This is a genomic window from Streptomyces sp. NPDC052107 (genome assembly GCF_040680215.1).
Classification (GTDB): domain Bacteria; phylum Actinomycetota; class Actinomycetes; order Streptomycetales; family Streptomycetaceae; genus Streptomyces.
On sequence record NZ_JBFAWG010000026.1, the window covers coordinates 1 to 18,436 of the forward strand.

Annotated in this window: 18 protein-coding genes and 5 pseudogenes; 9 read left to right on the plus strand and 14 right to left on the minus strand. The window is 69.9% G+C overall.

Translation table 11 applies throughout. The annotated features are described in order from the left end of the window. Positions 1-173: 173 nt before the first annotated feature. On the minus strand, positions 174-761 hold the full coding sequence (locus AB0M27_RS25540) for a TetR family transcriptional regulator (RefSeq protein WP_365724429.1): 588 nt from the start codon (positions 759-761) through the stop codon (positions 174-176). Positions 762-863: 102 nt separating this feature from the next. Between AB0M27_RS25540 and AB0M27_RS25545 the strand changes: the two genes are divergently transcribed. Then, a complete protein-coding gene (locus tag AB0M27_RS25545) occupies positions 864-1,847 on the plus strand; it encodes an aldo/keto reductase (protein WP_365724431.1) in 984 nt (327 codons plus the stop codon). Here the strand turns inward: AB0M27_RS25545 and AB0M27_RS25550 are convergent. Then, a complete protein-coding gene (locus AB0M27_RS25550) occupies positions 1,811-2,284 on the minus strand; it encodes a hypothetical protein (protein ID WP_365724433.1) in 474 nt (157 codons plus the stop codon). The genes AB0M27_RS25545 and AB0M27_RS25550 overlap by 37 nt on opposite strands. A gap of 125 nt (positions 2,285-2,409) precedes the next feature. On the opposite strand from AB0M27_RS25550, the gene AB0M27_RS25555 reads away from it, so the two are divergent. The 5 genes and pseudogenes from AB0M27_RS25555 to AB0M27_RS25575 all read left to right on the plus strand — a co-directional run bounded on the left by AB0M27_RS25555 (position 2,410) and on the right by AB0M27_RS25575 (position 5,754). Beyond that, positions 2,410-2,814, plus strand: coding sequence for an MBL fold metallo-hydrolase (locus AB0M27_RS25555; protein WP_365724435.1), 405 nt, complete (start codon positions 2,410-2,412; stop codon positions 2,812-2,814). Between the two features lie 31 nt (positions 2,815-2,845). Next, positions 2,846-3,802, plus strand: a complete 957-nt coding sequence (locus AB0M27_RS25560) for an SDR family NAD(P)-dependent oxidoreductase (RefSeq protein ID WP_365724437.1) — start codon at positions 2,846-2,848, stop codon at positions 3,800-3,802. 16 nt (positions 3,803-3,818) lie between these two features. Next, a complete protein-coding gene (locus AB0M27_RS25565; RefSeq protein ID WP_365724439.1) occupies positions 3,819-5,036 on the plus strand; it encodes a low temperature requirement protein A in 1,218 nt (405 codons plus the stop codon). A gap of 24 nt (positions 5,037-5,060) precedes the next feature. Further along, a pseudogene (locus tag AB0M27_RS25570) lies at positions 5,061-5,117 on the plus strand (hypothetical protein); the annotation flags it as partial. Between the two features lie 151 nt (positions 5,118-5,268). Next, positions 5,269-5,754 carry a MarR family transcriptional regulator gene (locus tag AB0M27_RS25575; RefSeq protein ID WP_365724441.1) on the plus strand — a complete coding sequence of 162 codons (486 nt, stop codon included), beginning with the start codon at positions 5,269-5,271 and terminating at the stop codon, positions 5,752-5,754. 147 nt (positions 5,755-5,901) lie between these two features. On the opposite strand, the gene AB0M27_RS25580 is transcribed toward AB0M27_RS25575, so the two are convergent. From AB0M27_RS25580 to AB0M27_RS25620, 9 genes and pseudogenes are all read right to left on the minus strand, one after another. After that, positions 5,902-6,399, minus strand: coding sequence for a MarR family transcriptional regulator (locus tag AB0M27_RS25580; protein WP_365724443.1), 498 nt, complete (start codon positions 6,397-6,399; stop codon positions 5,902-5,904). 74 nt (positions 6,400-6,473) lie between these two features. Further along, positions 6,474-6,968 (minus strand): DoxX family protein, encoded by a 495-nt coding sequence (locus tag AB0M27_RS25585; protein ID WP_365724445.1) that lies wholly within the window; start codon positions 6,966-6,968, stop codon positions 6,474-6,476. A 54-nt stretch (positions 6,969-7,022) separates the two neighbouring features. Next, the gene (locus AB0M27_RS25590) at positions 7,023-8,909 is read right to left on the minus strand and encodes an amidohydrolase (RefSeq protein ID WP_365724447.1); all 1,887 of its coding nucleotides are present in this window, start codon (positions 8,907-8,909) and stop codon (positions 7,023-7,025) included. 90 nt (positions 8,910-8,999) lie between these two features. Continuing rightward, positions 9,000-9,686, minus strand: coding sequence for a YoaK family protein (locus AB0M27_RS25595; RefSeq protein WP_365724449.1), 687 nt, complete (start codon positions 9,684-9,686; stop codon positions 9,000-9,002). A gap of 222 nt (positions 9,687-9,908) precedes the next feature. Next, the gene (locus AB0M27_RS25600) at positions 9,909-10,571 is read right to left on the minus strand and encodes a hydrolase (protein WP_365724559.1); all 663 of its coding nucleotides are present in this window, start codon (positions 10,569-10,571) and stop codon (positions 9,909-9,911) included. Positions 10,572-11,572: 1,001 nt separating this feature from the next. After that, positions 11,573-12,136: pseudogene (locus tag AB0M27_RS25605) on the minus strand (LLM class flavin-dependent oxidoreductase); the annotation flags it as partial. An 8-nt stretch (positions 12,137-12,144) separates the two neighbouring features. Then, positions 12,145-12,891 carry an ABC transporter ATP-binding protein gene (locus AB0M27_RS25610; protein ID WP_365724451.1) on the minus strand — a complete coding sequence of 249 codons (747 nt, stop codon included), beginning with the start codon at positions 12,889-12,891 and terminating at the stop codon, positions 12,145-12,147. Continuing rightward, a pseudogene (locus tag AB0M27_RS25615) lies at positions 12,864-13,759 on the minus strand (ABC transporter permease). The gene AB0M27_RS25610 and the pseudogene AB0M27_RS25615 overlap by 28 nt, the downstream one beginning before the upstream one ends. A gap of 157 nt (positions 13,760-13,916) precedes the next feature. Further along, positions 13,917-14,000, minus strand: coding sequence for a putative leader peptide (locus tag AB0M27_RS25620; RefSeq protein WP_313884353.1), 84 nt, complete (start codon positions 13,998-14,000; stop codon positions 13,917-13,919). A gap of 122 nt (positions 14,001-14,122) precedes the next feature. Here AB0M27_RS25620 and AB0M27_RS25625 point away from each other — a divergent pair, with 122 nt between their 5' ends. Together AB0M27_RS25625 and AB0M27_RS25630 are read left to right on the plus strand one after the other, a co-directional pair. Then, positions 14,123-14,545 carry a YjbQ family protein gene (locus tag AB0M27_RS25625; protein WP_365724453.1) on the plus strand — a complete coding sequence of 141 codons (423 nt, stop codon included), beginning with the start codon at positions 14,123-14,125 and terminating at the stop codon, positions 14,543-14,545. 306 nt (positions 14,546-14,851) lie between these two features. Then, a complete protein-coding gene (locus tag AB0M27_RS25630) occupies positions 14,852-14,980 on the plus strand; it encodes a hypothetical protein (RefSeq protein ID WP_365724455.1) in 129 nt (42 codons plus the stop codon). A 474-nt stretch (positions 14,981-15,454) separates the two neighbouring features. Here AB0M27_RS25630 and AB0M27_RS25635 read toward each other — a convergent pair whose 3' ends face one another. After that, on the minus strand, positions 15,455-16,015 hold the full coding sequence (locus AB0M27_RS25635; protein WP_365724457.1) for a nucleoside-triphosphatase: 561 nt from the start codon (positions 16,013-16,015) through the stop codon (positions 15,455-15,457). A 111-nt stretch (positions 16,016-16,126) separates the two neighbouring features. On the opposite strand from AB0M27_RS25635, the pseudogene AB0M27_RS25640 reads away from it, so the two are divergent. Further along, positions 16,127-16,321: pseudogene (locus tag AB0M27_RS25640) on the plus strand (YbhB/YbcL family Raf kinase inhibitor-like protein); the annotation flags it as partial. Here AB0M27_RS25640 and AB0M27_RS25645 read toward each other — a convergent pair. Further along, positions 16,314-16,537: pseudogene (locus tag AB0M27_RS25645) on the minus strand (hypothetical protein); the annotation flags it as partial. The pseudogenes AB0M27_RS25640 and AB0M27_RS25645 sit on opposite strands and share 8 nt — an antisense overlap. 130 nt (positions 16,538-16,667) lie before the next feature. After that, a complete protein-coding gene (locus AB0M27_RS25650) occupies positions 16,668-17,765 on the minus strand; it encodes a hypothetical protein (RefSeq protein WP_365724459.1) in 1,098 nt (365 codons plus the stop codon). Between the last annotated feature and the right edge of the window lie 671 nt (positions 17,766-18,436).

Below are 18,436 nucleotides of genomic sequence, written 5' to 3' on the forward strand. Positions count from 1 at the left end.
CTGCACGCCACCCGCCGCGTCAGCTCCGGGATCTCCCCACCCGACCACGACTCCAACGACACTGAACATCACCGCCAACGAACTCGATCCTCCGCCCACCATCCCGCTTCGGCACCAAGCACGAGGGCAGATTTGAGAGATCAGCAACGGGGTCCTTCAGGAAGGAGAGCAAGCTAATCGGGAGTGCTCTTCGGCTCGCTGATCCGGCGGGCGGCCTCGACGACCGCCGCGCGGTGCTGGGCCAGCCGCTGCGGTGACCAGCGCTGGTCACCCTCCTCCGCTTCGGCGCCTTCGGCGGCCCAGAACCATGCCTGGGCCGCGGCGAGCACCATGGTCAGGAGATCGTCAGGCTCCATTTCCCGGGCGACGTCGCCACGTTGTTGCGCGTCGGCCACTTCGGCGGTCTTGAGCCGGAAGGCCTCCCGTTCGGGTCCGGTGGCGGTGGGGCGTTCCAGCAGTTTCCACAAACGCAGGCGCATGAGGTCCGGCCGGGCGACGAGGTGGTCGAAGATCGCGCCCGCATATCCGGGCAGGTCCTCGGCGTCGAACGGCACGGACTCGGCACCCGCCATCAGTGCCCGTCGCAACACCTCGTCGAACAACTGCTCCTTGTTGCCGAAGTAGGCGTAGATCAGCCGTTTGTTCGCCCCCGCGGCCTCGGCGATCCGGTCCACTCGGGCCCCGGCGATGCCGTAGGCGGCGAATTCGTTGAAGGCGGCGTCGAGCAGCCGGGCCTTGGTGGCGCTGGAGTCCCGTGGCATGTCCGCCACCCTAGCAAGTAACTATCTAGTTATTGACACTCGCGGCCGAGAGGGCTACGGTTCATGTATCTATCCAGTTAGTTACAGAATGGGAATCCCTTCATGGAACACCGAACACTGGGAAGCCAGGGGCTCGTCGTCGGCGCCCAGGGCCTCGGCTGCATGGGTATGAGCGCCTTCTACGGCGCCACCGACGAGGCCGAGTCGCTGGCCACCATCGACCGTGCGCTGGAGCTGGGCGTCACCCTGCTGGACACCGCCGAGAGCTACGGCCCGTTCGTCAACGAGCAGCTCCTCGGCAAGGCGCTGGCCGGGCGCCGGGATGTGGCCGTCGTCGCCACCAAGACCGGTGTCGAGATCACCGACGACGGCACGGTGCTCGGCCTCAACGGCAGGCCCGAGTACCTACGCCGGGCACTCGAACGCTCGCTGCGGCACCTGGGCACCGACCACGTCGACCTTTACTACCTGCATCGCATCGACCCGAACGTGCCGATCGAGGAAACCGTCGGCGCGCTGGCCGAGCTGGTCGCCGAGGGCAAGGTCCGTCACCTCGGCGTGTGCGAGGCGTCGGCCCCGACGATCCGGCGTGCCCACGCCGTGCACCCGCTCACCGCCGTCCAGACCGAGTACTCGCTCTTCGAGCGCGAAATCGAGCACAACGGGGTGCTCGACACCCTGCGCGAACTGGGCATCGGCCTGGTGGCCTACTCCCCGCTCGGGCGCGGCTTCCTGTCCGGCGCCATCACCGGCCCCGACGACTTCGCCGAGGACGACTGGCGCCGTACCGACCCCCGCTTCCAGGGCGAGAACTTCGACCGCAACCTCGACGTCGTCCGCGAGGTCCGCCGCATCGCCGCCGCCAAGGGCGTCACGCCGTCCCAGCTGGCGCTCGCCTGGGTCCAGCACCAGGGCGCGGTCGCCATCCCCGGCACCAAGCGCCGCCGCTACCTGGAGGAGAACGTCGCCGCGACCGAAGTGACCCTCACCGCCGAGGACATCGCCGCGATCGAGGCGGTCGCCCCCCATGGGGTGGTCACCGGCGACCGCTACGCACCCGAGTTCATGGCGACGCTCAACGGCTGAGAACCGTCGACACCCCCACACCATCCCCACGCGCAGCCGAAGAGCCCGCACATACCCCCCGCTCCCCAGCGTCCCGGAAGGGCGTCCCTATGCCTCAGCCGGCCAAACGGTCCCGGATCACCATCGTCGCAACGACGATCACCTATCTCCCCGAGGGTTTCGGCGCACACGATTCGGACGTCCTGTTCCCCGGAGTGGACTGGACGACGCACCCCGGCCACCTCCAGGACGAGCAGCTCATCCTGTCGTTCGGATCCTTCCTGATACATGCCGGGGACCAGAGGATCCTCGTGGATCTGGCCGTAGGGAAGATCGACGTGGACGTACCGGGCATCGCTCATCTCAAGGGCTGTGCGCTGCTCCAGAACCTCGCCGGGGAAGGACTGTCCCCCGACGACATCGACACGGTGGTGTACACCCGCCTGCACCTCGATCACGTCGGCTGGACGAGCGATGTCGCGCCGCTCCCGCGCAGAACGCGCCCACCGGCCTCACCTTCGCCCGGGCACGCCATCTCCTGTCGGAAACCGAGTGGCAGGACTGGTCGGCGAGGACGGCGGCCATGGGCGGACCGGACGCAGAGGCAGTGCTCAAGCCACTCCACGGTGTCGTCGAGTTCGTCAGGAGCGGTGACACGATCGCGCCCGGCGTCACCGTCGAGGCCACGCCCGGTCACACCCCCGGACACCTGGCGATCGTCGTGCGCGACCCGTCGGGCGGCAGCACCGAATCGGCCTGCATCGTGGGAGACATCCTTCGCTCTCCGGCGCAGATCACCGCCCCCACTCTGACGTTCTCCTCCGACATCGATCCGGACCAGGCTCGAACGGAGCGCGACCGCGTGCTGAAGCGGCCGGACACCGTGATCGCGGCGGGGCACTTCACGGACGACGTGTCCGGTCGTGTCGCCCAGGCGGGCGATGCGTACACGTGGACTCCCGTCGGCGGCTCGCCGTCTCCCCGCTAACCCCCAGTTCTCACATCAGGAGATTCACCTCATGTCCGTTCCTCAGACACACCACACGTTCGGGGCGAGCACCACCGCCGCCGAAGTGATCGACGGCGTCGACCTGCACGGCCGCCGGGCCGTCGTGACCGGAGCCAGTTCCGGAATCGGGGTGGAGACGGCTCGGGCTCTCGCCGCGGCCGGCGCCGACGTCACCCTGGCCGTGCGGGACACCGGCGCGGGCGTCCGCGTGGCCGCACGCTTGGAGGCCGAACTGCCGCCCGCATCGGGGCAGTTGACGGTCGGGCGGCTCGACCTGGCGGACCGGTCGACGGTCGCTGCGTTCGTGGCCGCCTGGCACGGCCCTTTGCACATCCTGGTCAACAATGCCGGTGTGATGGCCCCGCCGGAACTCATGCGCACCCCGGACGGCCAGGAACTGCAGTTCGCCGTCAATCACCTGGGCCACTTCGCCCTCGCCGTCGGCCTGCACCCGGCGCTCGCGGCAGCGGACGGCGCACGGATCGTCTCGGTGAGTTCCATCGGCCACCTCTTCTCACCGGTCGTCTTCGACGACCTGGACTACCGCTTCCGCCCGTATGACCCATGGACCTCCTACGGGCAGTCGAAGACCGCCAACGCCCTGTTCGCCGTCGGTGCCGCCGAGCGATGGGCCGTCGACGGCATCACCGCCAACGCGCTGATGCCGGGCAACATCGCCGACACGTCCCTGGCCCGGCACATGGACATGCAACAGGTGGCCGCCTTCATCGCCTCGGGCGAACTCGCACTGCCGCCACAGAAGACCGTGGAGCAGGGCGCCGCCACCTCGGTGCTGTTGGCCGCCTCACCGACGGTGGAGGGCATCACCGGCCGCTACTTCGAGGACTGTGCGCAGGCCGAGCCGGTCACCGGACGAGCCGGTGCCGTCGCCGGCGTCGCACCGTACGCCCTGGACCGGCAGAACGCCGCCCGGCTGTGGGCCGTGTCCGAGGCCCTCGTCCGCTGACGCCTGGGCTGCCGGCATGACCGCGCGACACGAACAGTGGGCCCGGCTGCGCAGCCGGTTGTGGCAGCCGCCACGCCCCCATGGCGAGCCGCCGCGCGAGCGGGTGGTCGGCCCGCTCGAACTCTTCTACGACCTGGTGGTGGTCGTCCTCGTCGCCCAGGCCGCCCACCACTTGGCCGGGCAGCTGACCTGGCGCGGGCTGGGGGAGTTCGCCGTGGTGTTCGCACTGGTGTGGATCGCCTGGTTCAACGGCAGCCTCCACCACGAACTGCACGGCTACGAGGATGCCCGCGGCCGGAGCATGTTCCTGCTGCAGATCCTGGTGCTCGTCCCGCTGGGCGCGTTCATTCCCGAGGCGGGCGGCGCCCGCGGAGTCGCGTTCGCGGTGGACGCCGGGGTGCTGTTCGCGGTGCTGGCAGTGCTGTGGCTGCTTGCCTCACGCGGTGACAGCCCCGAATTCCGCCGTCCCAGCAGGCTGTTCGTCATGGGGACGGCCGTCTGCGCGGTGGTCCTGGTCGTGAGCGCCGTCCTGCCCGCAGGCGTCCGCATGCCGGCGTGGGGCCTCCTGGGCGGCGCCTATCTGGCGGGGTTCGTGGTCATGCTCGGTACGGCCTTCCCGGCACAGGCGGTCGCGCTCAGCGTGACCGACGCGCTCACCGAACGGTTCGGGCTGTTCATCATCATCGTGCTCGGCGAGACCGTGACCGGAGTCGTCGACGGACTGGCCCACGAGTCGACCAACGCGCTCACCCTCGCCGTCGGGCTCGTCGCCGTCGTGGTCGGCTTCGGCGCCTGGTGGACGTACTTCGACTTCGCCGGACACCGGCGGCCGCGGCCGGCACGCGCGAGCACCGTGCAATGGATGCTGGTGCATCTGCCGCTCACGGCCGCGATAGCAGCCATGGGCGCCGCCATGGTCGGCCTCGTCGAGCACGCCCATGACAGCCGGACCCCCGCTGCCACGGCCTGGGTGCTCTGCGGGGGCGCGGCCGTCGTGCTCTGTACGACGACGGTGCTGGCGACCTCCCTGCGCGTCTCGCGCCTGGAGGGCGGGCTCTACCGGCCACTGGCCCGCACCTGCGTGGCCGTGGCCGCCGTGTGTGTGGGCGTCGGTGCCGTACGCCCGGCACCACTCGTTCTCGGCTTGGCCCTCGTCGTCCTCCTCGGTGTCCCCTGGGTACTCGCCGTGGCATACCGATTTGCCCATGAGGAGGAATCCGCCGCGCCGCCGTGAACGACACGGATCCGTTGATCGTTCGGTGTCCGGTCTGTGCGATGTGCCGGTTGCCACACTACCCATTTGGTTCAAAATTAAATTATACTGAGGTGTTGCCGAGACGACCTCGCCCCCATGGGCGCCGGGCAGGCACGGAATTACCAACCGGCTGACCCTGTCACGGCATTGGGCGACCACTGCGAGCTGCGGACGCAGAGCGGTGCGGCATCGCAGAATTCAAGGAGTCGTTGTGGAGAGAGATCAATCGGCCGCCCTCGACGCGCAGCAACCGGTGCGTGCCTTCAGCAGTGCGGCACGTTGGCTCACGGAACAGGTCGGGCACGAATTCCGACGTGAGAGCGGCATGTGGCAGATCCACTATGAAATGCTCTCGTGGCTGGCGGAAGCTCCCGAGGGCCAACTGGGCCTGACCCGGTTGGCTCGGCGGATGGGGATATCGACAAGCAGGCTCTCCCATCTGGTGGACCGCACACGGGAGCACGGCTGGGTGGAGCGTGTACCCGATCCGGTCGACCGCCGTATCGTCCTGGCCAGGCTGACCGGAGCGGGAAGAGCTGCCTTGCAAGCGGCGGCTCCCCTCCAACTCGCCTGCGTGCGCTCTCACTTCCTCGACCGTCTCACGCCTGCCCAGGTGGAGCAGCTGCGCGAGATCAGCGACGCACTTGTCGGGCCCGTCGACCCGCAGGACGACGGCGGCAGTGCGGAGTCGGAATGAGAACACGCGCGGGCCGGCGGAGATGCGCTGAAGGGCGTCGACGGGAAGCGGCGCGACGCTTCCGAAACCGAGGACGCCGCATGGCGGTCCCGGCTCCCGCCGGGGATGCGCCTGCCGTCGTACCGCGACCGCCCGAGTGCGCGGCAGTCACTTCCCGGGATTCTCGTCGGCGTCGCGCAGTGCGCGCATGGCATCCGCGACCTTGCCCAAGCCGTCGCGCCCGAGAGAGGTGAGGGCTCGGGCGCGCAGGACCCGCGTCACCGCCTGAGACACGGCCCGGGCTGTGTCCTTGCCCCGGTCGGTCAGTTCCAGGTAGACGAGGCGTCGGTCGTCCTCGCAGGTCACACGCCGGGTCAGACCGGCCGCGCAGAGCCGGTCGGCAAGCTTGGTGAACCCGCCGCTGGACATCCGTGTTTCCTGCGCCAGGCGAGTCATCGGCATGCGGTGCCTGGGGGCACCGAGCAAGCGCACCAGCACCTCGGCCGAGCCTGGGCCGAGGTTGAAGTGCTCGGCCAGCTCGGTCGCGAGAGAGTCCTGTGTGGCGTAGAAGCCCTGCATCACCAGCATCCACCAGTCGAGCAGTTCACGATCGATGCTCTCGCCGGTGCCGCGGCCGTCGCCACTGTCGGCGGGGGACGGTGACACCGTCCTCCGCCGCCCCCTCGTTTCTCTCTCCATATCAGTCTCAACGCCCTGGCGGCACAGATGTTCCTGATCGCTCAGTGATGACGGTCCGGCCGGTGGAGGACGGCGCGGGTCGTCAGCCCGCTCACCACGCCGAGGCCGACGGCCGCGGCTGTCCACCAGGGGGCCCAGGGAAGCAGCCCGAGGGCTTGGTCGACCGACCAGCGGCCGGGTCCGGTGAGTGTCAGCACGGCAGGCAGGATGATCAGGACGAGCGGGTACTCGTAGCCGTCGTGTTGCACCCAGAGCCCGTTGCGCCACTTCACCGTGGCCGCGACCGTCATGACTCCCGCCGCAATGGTGGCCGCCAGGGGGGTGAGCGCTCCTGCGCAGAGCAGCAGACCCGCGGTGATCTGGCCGAGGCCCGCGGCGGCGGCGGTGAGCCGACCGCCGCGGAACCCGTCTGCCCGGAACTCCGCCGCTCCACCCTCGATCCCGCGCCCGCCGAGGCGGTGGCTGACCTTCTGGATCCCGTGCCCGACGAACAGCAGGCCAACGGTCAGCCTCAGGATGAGCAGTCCGGTGTTCATCTCACTCTCCTCATGCGTGGGTGGATGGTGTGGTAGCGGTCAGTTGTGGGTGTGTCACAGCACGAAGCAGGCGTCGAAGATCTCGGGTGCGCTTTCGGGGGTGAAACCGCGGGCTGTGCGCCACTGGCGGTGCTGTTCGGACTCGGCGACGGCCTGGCCGAGGAGTTCGGCCTGGCGGGCGCCCGAGATGCTGGGCTTGACGGTGGCCTGGTAGCCGCCGAAGTGCGCCACCGGGCTCCAGGCCGGGCTGATCGCCGGTATCGCCTCGTCCAGGCCCTCGTACTCGGCCGTGGCGTACACGATGCGGCCGCCGGTGACGGTCAGGAGGGACTCGATGTGCGCGATGTCCTGCTCGGGGACGGTGAAGAAGTCGTCGGACAGGACAGCCAGGTCGCCGTAGTAGCCGGGGGCGAGGACGCCCTTGACGTCCTGCTCTCCGGTGAGCTTGGCGCCGGCCTGGGTGTACATCTCCAGAGCGGTCTCGCGGCTGACGCGGTTCTCCGGCGGGTAGATCGTCAGATCGCCGACGGTGCGTCCGGAGACCAGCCAGTGCAGCGCGACCCAGGGGTTGTAGGAGGACACCCGGGTGGCGTCCGTGCCGGCGCCGACGGTCAGGCCGCGCTCCAGCATGGCGCGGATCGGCGGTGCCTCGGCTGCGGCGCTGGCGCCGTAGCGGCGGACGAATGCCTCGCCCTGGAAGGACATGCGGTTCTGCACGGACACGGCGCCGCCGAGGGCGGCGATGCGGTCCAGGCTGTCGCGGGAGACGGTCTCGGCGTGGTCGAACAGCCAGCGGTTGCCGGCAGGGAAGAGGCCGTCGGCGGCGAGCTTCTCGAAGACGGCGAGGTCGCGGCGGATGGTCTCGTCGTAGGTGGCGTGCAGGCGGAAGCCCCAGCCGTTCTCCATCAGCAGCCGTACGGCCTGCTCGAACTCTGCTTCGTAGGGGCCGAGTTCGGGTCGGGGCTGGGTGAAGTTCTCGAAGTCGGCGGCGGCCCAGGTCAGGTTCTCGCCCGCGCCGTTGAGGCGCAGCCATTCGTCGCCGTCGCCGGGGCGGACCATCTCGATCCAGCGCTTGAGGTCGGCGATTTCCTGTCCGCCGGTCTGGGGGAAGAGGTGGTAGGCGATGCGCAGGGACAGCTGGCCTTCATTGGCCAGGTCGATGACGGTGCCGTAGTTGTCGGGGAAGTTCTGGAAGCCGCCAGCCGCGTCGATGGCGGAGGTCAGACCGAAGCGGTTGAGCTCGCGCAGGTAGTGACGGGTGGAGGTCTTGAGGTCCTCGCCCATAAGGGTGGGGGCCTTCGCCAACGTCGAGTACAGGATCAGGGCGCCGGGGGCGGCCAGCAGCATGCCGGTGGGCTCACCGCCTGGGCCGCGGACGATCTGCCCGCCGCGGGGGTCGGGGGTGTCCTTGGTGAAGCCGGCCGCCTGGACCGCGGCCCGGTTCATGATCGCCGACTGGTAGAGGTTCAGCACGAACACGGGGGTGTCGGGGGCCGCGGCGTTGAGTTCGGAGACGGTCGGCAGTCGCTTCTCGGCGAACTGGTCGGCGGAGAAGCCGCCGACGACGCGGACCCACTGGCCCTTGGGGGTACGGGCGGCCTGCTCACGGAGCATGGCCAGGCCCTGGCGCAACGTGGGGACACCGTCCCAGCGCAGTTCCAGGACGTAGTTCAACCCGCCGCGGATGACGTGCAGGTGGGAGTCGTTCAGGCCGGGGATGACCCGGCGGCCCAGTGCGTCGACCACCCGGGTCCGGGCGCTGATCAGCGGGGCGACGTCGGAGTCGTCACCGACCACGGTGACCTTGCCGTCCTTGATGGCGACGGCGCTGGCCTGGGGGTGTACCGGGTCGCCGGTGTAGAGCTTGGCGTTGCGGACCACGAGGTCGGCGACGTGGTCGTCGCTGACCGGGGGGAGGCCAGCCACAGGCATAGTGGCCATGGAAATCATCTCCTGTGAGCAAGTTAGGGGTGTGGGGGGTGAAGCGGCCGGTCGGGCCGCAGTGAGGTGGGACTGACCGGTGGGCCCGAGTCAGCCGGCGGATGAGGCGCGCGGCACGGCCAGGACGGCGGCAGCGGTACCGAATGTGCTCGCCAGCAGAGGCCAGCCGAGCCCCGTGTGCTGCACGAGCAGGGCACCGCCGAACGCGCCTGCCAGCATCGCCAGCACCGAGGCCAGCCGACGGCCGGCACGCGGATTGGTACCGCCTGCCGGAGTCGAGTCGGATGCCAGTCCGGTCAGAGTCAGGGTCAGCACCGTCGTGGTCACATCCGGAACGGCGAGTTTGCGGACCGTCCCGTTGCGCAGGCCCATGGCCAGAGCGATCAGGGCGATCAGGGCATGGACCGCATGGCTCGAGACGAAGGCGACCGTGGTGGCCGTGGCCAGCAGCACTGTTTCCAGCAGCAGGACGCAGCGCAGCCGGCTCGCCGAAGTGCGGTGGCCCAGCACGGTTCCCAGACGGCCGGCCGCCCCGGCTCCGAGAAGGAAGGCGGCAAGCGACACCAGCGAGCCGAGCACCGTGAAGCCGGGGACGCCGGCGGCGGCGAAGCCGATGATGACCACGTTGCCGGTCATGTTCGCGGTGAAGACATGGCCCAGGCCCAGATAGCTGACCGCGTCGATGAGGCCGCTCACCGCCGTCACGGTCATCAGGGCCGGCAGCAGCGGCTCACGACCGCCCGACGCGCCGGGCGCCGAGGAATGATTGAGGTTCACTGTCGTTTCCTTGGGTCACGGCCCATGCCGGGTTCGGATTGCTCGCGCACGTGGTCGTGACCCTCTATGGGGCCGGCCGCTCGGTGGCAGGCCCGCTGCTCCTGGGGCGCGAGATGACCTCTGCGCCGCCGAATCCCCGGACGGCGTGTACTTCGAGGTCTTGGACTGCGGGGCCGGCGCCGGCCCAGGGGTAGGGTGCCCTCGGGCCGGCGGGCCGGTGAATCAGCCTGCGGCGTGGGCGCCGATGACGGACTGGGCGTAGACGACGCCGAGGCCGTAGGCGCCGCCGTGCTCCTTGACGATGTCCATCACGGGGAGGTACGTCTCGCCACGGGCCCAGTCGCGCTGCAGCTCCAGCAGGACCTGGATCCAGGTCACCGGCACCGCGCCGGCATTGACCATCCGCTGCACGGCGTGCTCGTGAGCCTCCGGGGTGACACCGCCGGACGCGTCGGCCACCACGTACACCTCATAGCCCTGGCCCAGCGCGGACAGGACCGGAAGGACGATGCAGACCTCGGTCCACAGCCCGGAGATGATGATCTTCCTGCGGCCGGTGGCCTTGATCGCCTCGACGACCGCGTTGTCCTCCCAGGCGTTCATCGTGGTGCGGTCGATGACCTCCTGACCGGGGAAGACCTCGGCCAGCTGGGGCAGGAGCGGGCCGGAGAAGGACTCGGCGGCCACGGTGGTCAGCACCGTCGGCACGTTGAACGCCTTGGCCGCCTTCGCGAGGCCCACGGTGGCATTGATGATCGCAGTGCGGTCGCCGCTGCCGGTCCCGAAGAACATCTGCGGCTGGTGGTCGACGAACAGCATCACCGAGTTGTCGGGAGTCAGCAGGTCCGGGCTGGGAGCGGCCTTGACATTGGCGATGTTGAACATGATGGGTTCCTCTTGTTCTGAAAGGAGCAGGGACACGCGTCCTGCGTGCCTGCCGGAGGGCCGGCCGAAGAGGCGGCCGACCCGCGCGAGCAGTCCCTGCTGTCGGTTCTTGGATGCCGGCATTGCGGCCTCCTCGGGTGTCTCGTGAGGACGGGGTCCGTCCCCGGGTGGGACGCCCATATCAATCAATCTTCCAACTCAGATATTTCTGCGCAAGAGGTTGAACAATAAACTACATGGGTGAGGTGTATCACGGCGCCCATGTGCGCTCCCGGGCGTCTGGCTGCCTTATACGCGCGAGCACCTCGACCGCGGGGGCGCTCGGGGTGCTCGGGATCTTTTTGGACGGATCCTCGGAACGGTTTCCGCTTCTGCCCTTGGTTTCGAGCAGGGTGCGGCATCCGGGCACGTTCCTCGCCGCCCGGCACATCCGCGATGAGCCCGTCACCTGGCAGCCGCCCAAGGCCCTTCTGGGCGATCTTGCCCTCCCGGGCCCTGACCCGGACCAGGTCGACATCTCACATCTGCAGCGCCTCGCCCGTCAGCGCGAGCGACCCGTCCAGCACGCAGCCCGAGTCCTTGGCACTTCTGTCGATGTCATCCGGCACGTCCTGTGTCAACGACCACCTGTGATTCCCCGCCGGCGTCCAGTGGCGGGGAGATATGGGCACCTCAGGGCTTCCCGCGCGCGGCAGCTGGACGGGCTCGCCGGGCACGGCCACGCACGCCCCCGAGCCACTTCTCCGTTCGTCCATGTACCGACCTCTGCCGCGGCCCGAGCGGATCGTGTCGATCCGCTCGGGCCGACGACCGACTCCACTGCCAACTCCACGTAACCGCTGCCTTCTTGGGGCCGTGGTCCGCGTGCCTATCCTCGCCAAGCGCGGAGGGGACCCGACAGACAGCAATGGCCGACCTCAAAGGACAACATCGCGAGACAAATGTGCCGGGTCCCCCGAGTGGAGACAGCCAGGAAGGTCCAGCAGCAATGGCACCCCCGCTCAGCGTCCGCCGGACACCAGCGGTGGCGACCCGCCCCCGGCGGCAGGGGCCGCCGTACGGTCCAGCAGGCCGCGTGCCGACAACTCCGGGATGACGCCCTCTCCGAGCCCGTACGCCTCCTCCAGATGCGGGTATCCGGAGAGCGCGAAGTGCTCGACGCCGAGGGCGTGGTACTCCTCGATGCGGTCGGCGACCTCGGAGTGACTGCCGCCCAGCGCGGTGCCCGCGCCACCCCGGACCAGACCGACGACCGCCCACAGGGTGGGGTGGATCTCCAGCCGGTCCTGGGAACCGACGTGCAGTTCCAGCATCCGCCGCTGCCCCACCGACTCGCTGCGCCCGAGCGCGGCCTGCGCGGCGGCGATCGTGCCGGCATCGCGGTCGTCGAGCAGCCGGTCCGCCGTCGCCCAGGCCTCGGCCGAGGTGTCCCGGGAGATCGTGTGCAGCCGGATCCCGAAGCGGATTGTGTGGCCCTCGCGCTCGGCCAGCGACCGGATCCAGTCGATCTACTCCTGCACCTGGGCCGGTGGTTCGCCCCAGGTCAGATACACATCCGCATGCCGAGGCGTTTTCAGGCGGCTTCGGCGGCGGTGCTGACGCCGAGTCGTTGCCGCAGGCCGGCGCGGAGCTCGGCGAAGCGGGGATCGGTGATCTCGCGCGGCCGGTCGAGGCCGATACGCTGCTCGTGGGCGATGCGGCCGTCGCCCATCACCAGGACGCGGTCGGCCAGCAGCACCGCCTCCTCGACGTCCTGCGTGACCAGAAGCACGGCGCAGCCACGGCCCTGCCACACCTCCCCGACCAGACGCTGCGCCTTGATCCGGGTCAGCGCGTCCAGCGCGCCGAACGGCTCATCGAGCAGCAGCAGATCGGGTTCGCGAACCAAGGCACGGGCGAGGGCGGCGCGCTGCGCCTCGCCACCGGAGAGGGTCTTCGGCCAGGCGTCGATCCGGTGGCCGAGACCGACCTCGTCCAACGCGCGCTCGGCCACGGCCCGTTCGGGCTTGTCGCGCAGGCCGAGCAGAACGTTGCGCCAGACCCTCTTCCAGGGCATGAGCCGGGGCGCCTGGAAGGCGACGACCCTGCGGCGCGGGACCAGCGCGGTGCCCTGGATGTCGCGGTCGAGCCCCGCGAGGATGCGCAGCAGCGTCGACTTGCCGCAGCCACTGCGGCCGAGCAGGGCGACGAACTCGTCGCGAGCGATGTCGAGTCGGAGGTCGCCGATGACGGCATGTCCGTCGAAGGAGCGGATCAGCCCCTCGACGTGCACGGCCGGGGCCGGTTCGGCGGTCACCGGCCGGTGAACGTCGGTCGCCATTGCGGCAGCAGCCTTTCGAGGGAGCGGACGACGAAGTCGGCGAGGAGGCCGAGGAAGGCGTAGACGATCAGGCAGACCACGGTCACGTCGGTCCGCAGGAAGTCCCGCGCCTGCACCATCAGAAAGCCGATGCCGGCGTCGGCGTTGACCTGTTCGGCGAAGACCAGCGCGAGCCAGGCGATGCCGAGCGAGTAGCGCAGCCCGGTGAGTGCGCCGGGCAGTGCGCCCGGCAGCACGACATGGCGCACCAGACCCCACCGGAAGAGCCCCAATGACTCACCGGCCTTGATGAGTGAGGAGTCGACGCCGCGGATCCCGGCGTACACGTTGAGATGGGGGTCACTCCGACCGTGATGATGGCGATCTTCGGGGCCTCGCCGATCCCGAACCAGATGATGAACAGAGGGATGAGACCGACGAACGTCACCGTGCGCAGCATCTGCACCGGCGCGTCCACCAGGTCCTCACCGATCCGGAACAGCCCCGAGACCAGGGTGAGTCCGGTGCCGATCGCGGTCCCGAACACCAGCCCGAACGCGACACGCCGGAGCGAGGTTCCCATGGCCGATGGCGGCGAACCGTCACTGACCAGATCCCAGCCGACCTGCGCGATCCGGCCCGGCGAGGCGAGCACATCGGGAGTCAACGCGCCGGTGGTGCTGAGGAGTTGCCACAGGGCGAGTAGCAGGAGTGGGCCTGCCGTACGGCGCGGCCGGCGGGGGACGCGGAGGTGGCGGGAGGAGACGGGGACGACGGGCTGGAGCTCCGGGGCGGTGCGTTCGGAATGCGTCGCACCGGGACTGGGGAACTTGGATATACCGGAAATATCTGGCCCTGGAGAGCTGGGTGGGGCCTGGCTGATGCTCATGACTGCTCCACGGAGGGGGAGAGCAGGGGGGACATGGGGACTCGGCGCGTACGGCGAATTGTCATGCTCGCCGACTACAGCAGCGCCGGTCACAGGCAGGGCTCGGCAGCGCAGGCTTCAGTGGAGCCCGAGAGCGGAGAGAAAACGGGAAAGGGCGTCAGCGGCCGCGGCGACACGCGGCGGAGGCCACCCGCAGCAGGTCGATGTGACCGCGCGTGGTGAGCAGGGCTGAACGCAACATGCGGCAGAACGTGGCCAGATGGCCGCGTCACGGTCAACGGCGTCTTGTCCTGTGGACGGGCCATCTCGGGGCGTGCCAGTGCCACCCGATGCGAAACCTGGCGTATGGGCCAGGATGGGAGCATGCCAGATGCCTTCACCACCCGAATGCTGCACGTCTCCACCGGCTCCCGGGAACGCGTCGTCGATCTCACCGCCGACTGCGAGGACTTCCTGCGCGAGGCGGCGGCCGGCCGCGACGGCCTGCTCAGCATTTTCGTCCCGCACGCAACGGCCGGAATCGCCGTCATCGAAACGGGCGCCGGCAGCGACGACGACCTCCTCGCCGCCCTCCACACCCTGCTCCCGGCCGACGACCGCTGGCAGCACCGCCACGGCAGCCCCGGCCACGGCCGAGACCATGTCCTCCCGGCCATCGTCCCGCCCCACGCGACCCTCCCGGTGATCGGCGGCCGCCTGGAGCTGGGCACCTGGCAGTCGGTCTGCCTGGTCGATACGAACAGGGATAATCCGGAGCGTCAAGTCCGGCTGTCGTTCCTCGGGTAGCGGCGCTGTAGGCGCGATATCCGGCCGTACCTAGCGGCGGTCAGCGCGACAGGAGCAGTGCCGAGCCGATCTCCGCCAGCTGGTCCGCGAGGTCCGGGCGCTGGCCCGGGCGGCCGTTGCGGACCGCGTTGTCGACCACGGTGAGGACCGCGCACACGGTGATCTTGGCCTCGCCGTGTCGAGGCCCGGCCTGACCTCGTCGAGGACGCGGAGCCAGAGGGCGAGGTAGTCGCGCTGTGCCTGCTTCGATGCCTTGCGTTCCTTCTCCGGCAGCTGGTTGAGCTCGCCGATGAGCAGAGCGATCAAGTGGCTGTGCTGGAGGGCGAATCCGATGTACGCGCGCAGCGGGAGGTGCAGGCTCTCGTCAGGGGTGGTGCGGGCGAGCGCCGCCGCGGTGCCGGCGCGGCGCTGTTCGCCGGCACGGGCTACCGCTGAGACGAGGAGGTCCGTCCTGTCCGGATGCCGCGCCCTCGTACAGCGGGCCGGCGCGCTCGACGCCCGTCTGGTGTTCCGGCGCGGGCGGCACCATCGGGCGGCTGCCGGGCCCCTGAGCCTTTGGTCGGACACCCTTGACACACCCGTACCGCCCCGCGAGTCCTTCCGGGCCTGGTGGCGACGCACCCGAGAAGGAGCGGCGAAATGAGCACCCGGGAAGACCCTCCTCGCACGGATCACAGTCGCACTGACCGACGTACCCGCGACCCCGCTATGCCTCCGGGGGGTGTCGGGCGGCACAGTAGGGCGGCCGGGGAGGGGCGGGCGCCGAACCGGGTGGTGAAGGCGATGCCGGCCGCGTACTCGGTGGGCAGGCACTGACACTTGGTGGTTGCGCGCCGCCGGTCGCACCGACCGGGCGCCTTCACATCCTGTCGCCCCGACTCCGCTTTCAGCAGGCCGAAGGCCGGTCTCTCATCCGTGAGAGCGAGGCCCTCCGTGCGTCCGGGGCCGCTGCAGCCGGGCCGCGAGCTCCCCCGGCAGGACGTCCCGGTTTGCCGGAGTGAGCTGGACGACCTCGATGTCGGCGCGCCGCTTGAGGGCGTCGGTGAACGGATCGCGGTGCGTGTGGACCGTGGCGACGACGTCGACCTCTGCGACGAACAGTGCGTCGACCGCGTCCCGGAACGCCGTGCACGCCAGTTCCATCCGCCCCAGCTCGTCGATGAGCACCAGCCGCCCTGTTGCCTCCTCGGTTGCTGCCGGCCGAAGCGACGGCAGCGCCAGTCGTTCCATGACGCTCGGGTCGACGCCGTATTTCCCTACCCGTGGCGGGCCGGGCAGGTCGACATGGGCGAGCACTTCCCGTCGGCCTGCCAGGGTCTCCAGGGCGAAACCGACGCGGGCGCCGGATTGCCGGATCTCCTCCGTGGTGAAGCCGGTGGCCGCGTGGGTGGGCAGCAGCGCGGCGAGCCGACGCAGGGCGGTCGTCTTGCCCGCGCCAGGGCGGGCCTCGAGCAGGATCCTTGTCGGCACACTGCCATCTTCCACCCCCGCTTCCGGAGGCGGCCCGGGTGGGCCCGGCCGAGCGGGGGTTTTGGGTTGTGGACCGGTGCCGGTGCCGTCGTTGCGGGTATGGCGGCGCGGATGAGCGGAATTGAACTCAATAGCACCGCGTTCGACGACAAAACGGTGATCCGCCGTCGGTACAGCGGGGAGGGTGAGAACATCTCACCGCCCCCGACCTGGTCGGGGGTGCTCCACGAGGCCACGGAGCTGGTGCTCCTGTGCGAGGACCCGGACGCACCGGGGACGACCTTCCTGCACTGGCTGGTGACCGGTGCCGGTGAGCGGGGTCCGGTTCCGGGCAGGCGCAGCCCGGGCAGTCGAAGTCCTTGCTCTGGTTGAGGTTGAGCAGTGTCAGCGCCGTACGGCGGACCGTCGTCTGCTCCGGGGAGTACCGCAGCGGTTGGCCCCCGCCGGCACGCCTACCGCCGAGGTCTTGGGCGGGGTGATCGAAACGTCCGTCTCCTCCACGACGCTCCTGCTCCTGTCCATGTGCCCCATCCGCCGCTCATGCGCCGCGCTCCCGCTCCAGCTCAGTGTCGGCATGTTCCGCGCGCGGCGCGATCCGGGGCGGTCGGGCGCAAGGGGCGACCCGCGATCCGGGAGGTGCAGCGCGTCGGCGTCAGGACGGGGTCCCCGGGTCGGTGTACCGCAGCAGGGCGCCCACGCCCTCGTACAGCCTCAGCTCGCTCTCCGGTACGACGACCAGCTCGGCACCGGTGCCGACGAGGGCCCGGACGAGGGCCTCGTCCGCGCGTTCCTCGCGCGGGGCCCGCACGCCGAAGGACATCAGCTCCGCCTCGGTCAGGGCGAGCTGAGTGGGCTGGGAGCCCGCCCAGAGCCGCAGCGAAGACCCTGGCGGTCGGTTCAGCAGCAGTGCCGCGACCTGGCCGCGCTGGAGGGCGGCGACGGTGGCGGCCAGGCCGTCCGTCATGGGTCCGTCCAGAGCACGCCGGCCGATGAAGGTGTCCACGAGTTCCCGGTCGTGCGCGGCCATGCGGCCGCGGAAGACGCCGTCGAGCTGCGGCTCCAACAGGGCGCGTCCGGTGTCGGTGGGGGTCCGGCCGCCCACGCGTACGACCTTGTCCCGCAGGGTGTGCGGCAGGCGGCGGATCAGCACGTTGCACGCCCACTCGTCCCCGCCCACCACGACGGCGTCGGCATGGGCGCGCCGCGCCCGTTCGTCCAGTCGGTGACCGAGCCGGAGGGAGGTGCGGTGCCAGGTCGCCACCGCGACCCTACGGTGCAGCCGCTCACCCGGGGTGACGGTCGACGCGGGCCAGGTGCCGGTCTCCGCCTCCAGAGTTACCCAGCCGTGGGTCTCGGCGGTCGGAAGGCCGCCGTAGTGGACGACTACGGCCATGTAGGGGATCTCCGGAAGGTGCTGGGTGACCAGGGGCATCGCGTCCGGCAGGGTGCTGTAGCGCGCGGAGTCGTGCTCGGGCGGCCTGGGCAGCTCCCCGTCCAGGACGAGCGTGCCGTGGGCGGCGAAGATGGCCTGACCGTGCACCCCCGGCACCTCTGTGTCGGCGCCGACCACCTCCTCCAGTACGTTCAGCAGCGCCCGGTCCGAGCCCTGACGGGTCAGACTCTCGCGCAGCCGCCGCCAGCGCAGCGCGATCGCCCGCTCGGGATGCTCGACGTTTCGGGAGGTGTCCAGGTACACGGAGGCGAACGGGCCCGGCTCCGCGTAGAGGGGTTCAAGGAACGACAGCCTCATCGCCACTCCTCGTCGACGGTCTCCCCTCCCTCTGATGATGCCCGCCCCAGGGGGCGATGGAGCTCGACGAGCGCGAAGCGGTGCGGAACGCGGGGCGGTCAGGCGCCGGCAGCAGCCGGCCCATCGTGAACACGGTGGCGGCGACCAGGCCGTCCAGCACCGCGCCATGGATCACCCATTGGAGCTCCGGCAGGCCTATCTATAGCGTCGGGGTTGTCTTAGCGGAGGTTGGCGGACACCAACATGGACAACCCCGACCGGAAGGTGCGTTTGAGCTTCCTCAGTTGATGCATGTGCCGGAACTGTAACGTCGAATTCCGGCCGCGACGAATGCCGCTCGGCCGGTGCGGGATCGGCCCGTGAGGGGCATGTTCCGGCGCGCGACCGGGTGGCGGGGTTGAACCCGCGGCCTCTTCGTCCCGCAGCAACTTGGGTGAACGCTCTACCTTGGCTGATTGCCCCTCTCAGCTGCGGCGATAGTACGCAGTCGTCCGCGCTTGTCCGCCGCTGTGGGTCGGCCGGCCTCCTGGCTGCTCGGCTTCGCCTGGGTCCAGCCGCGCACTTGGTCTTGCACGCCCGAGGGGGCTTTCCTGGGTGCCGCGTGCGGCCCGCCGTACGGCGGGAGGCGCGGCCCCCCGCCCTTGTGTAACCATATCGACTATCAATAGCAT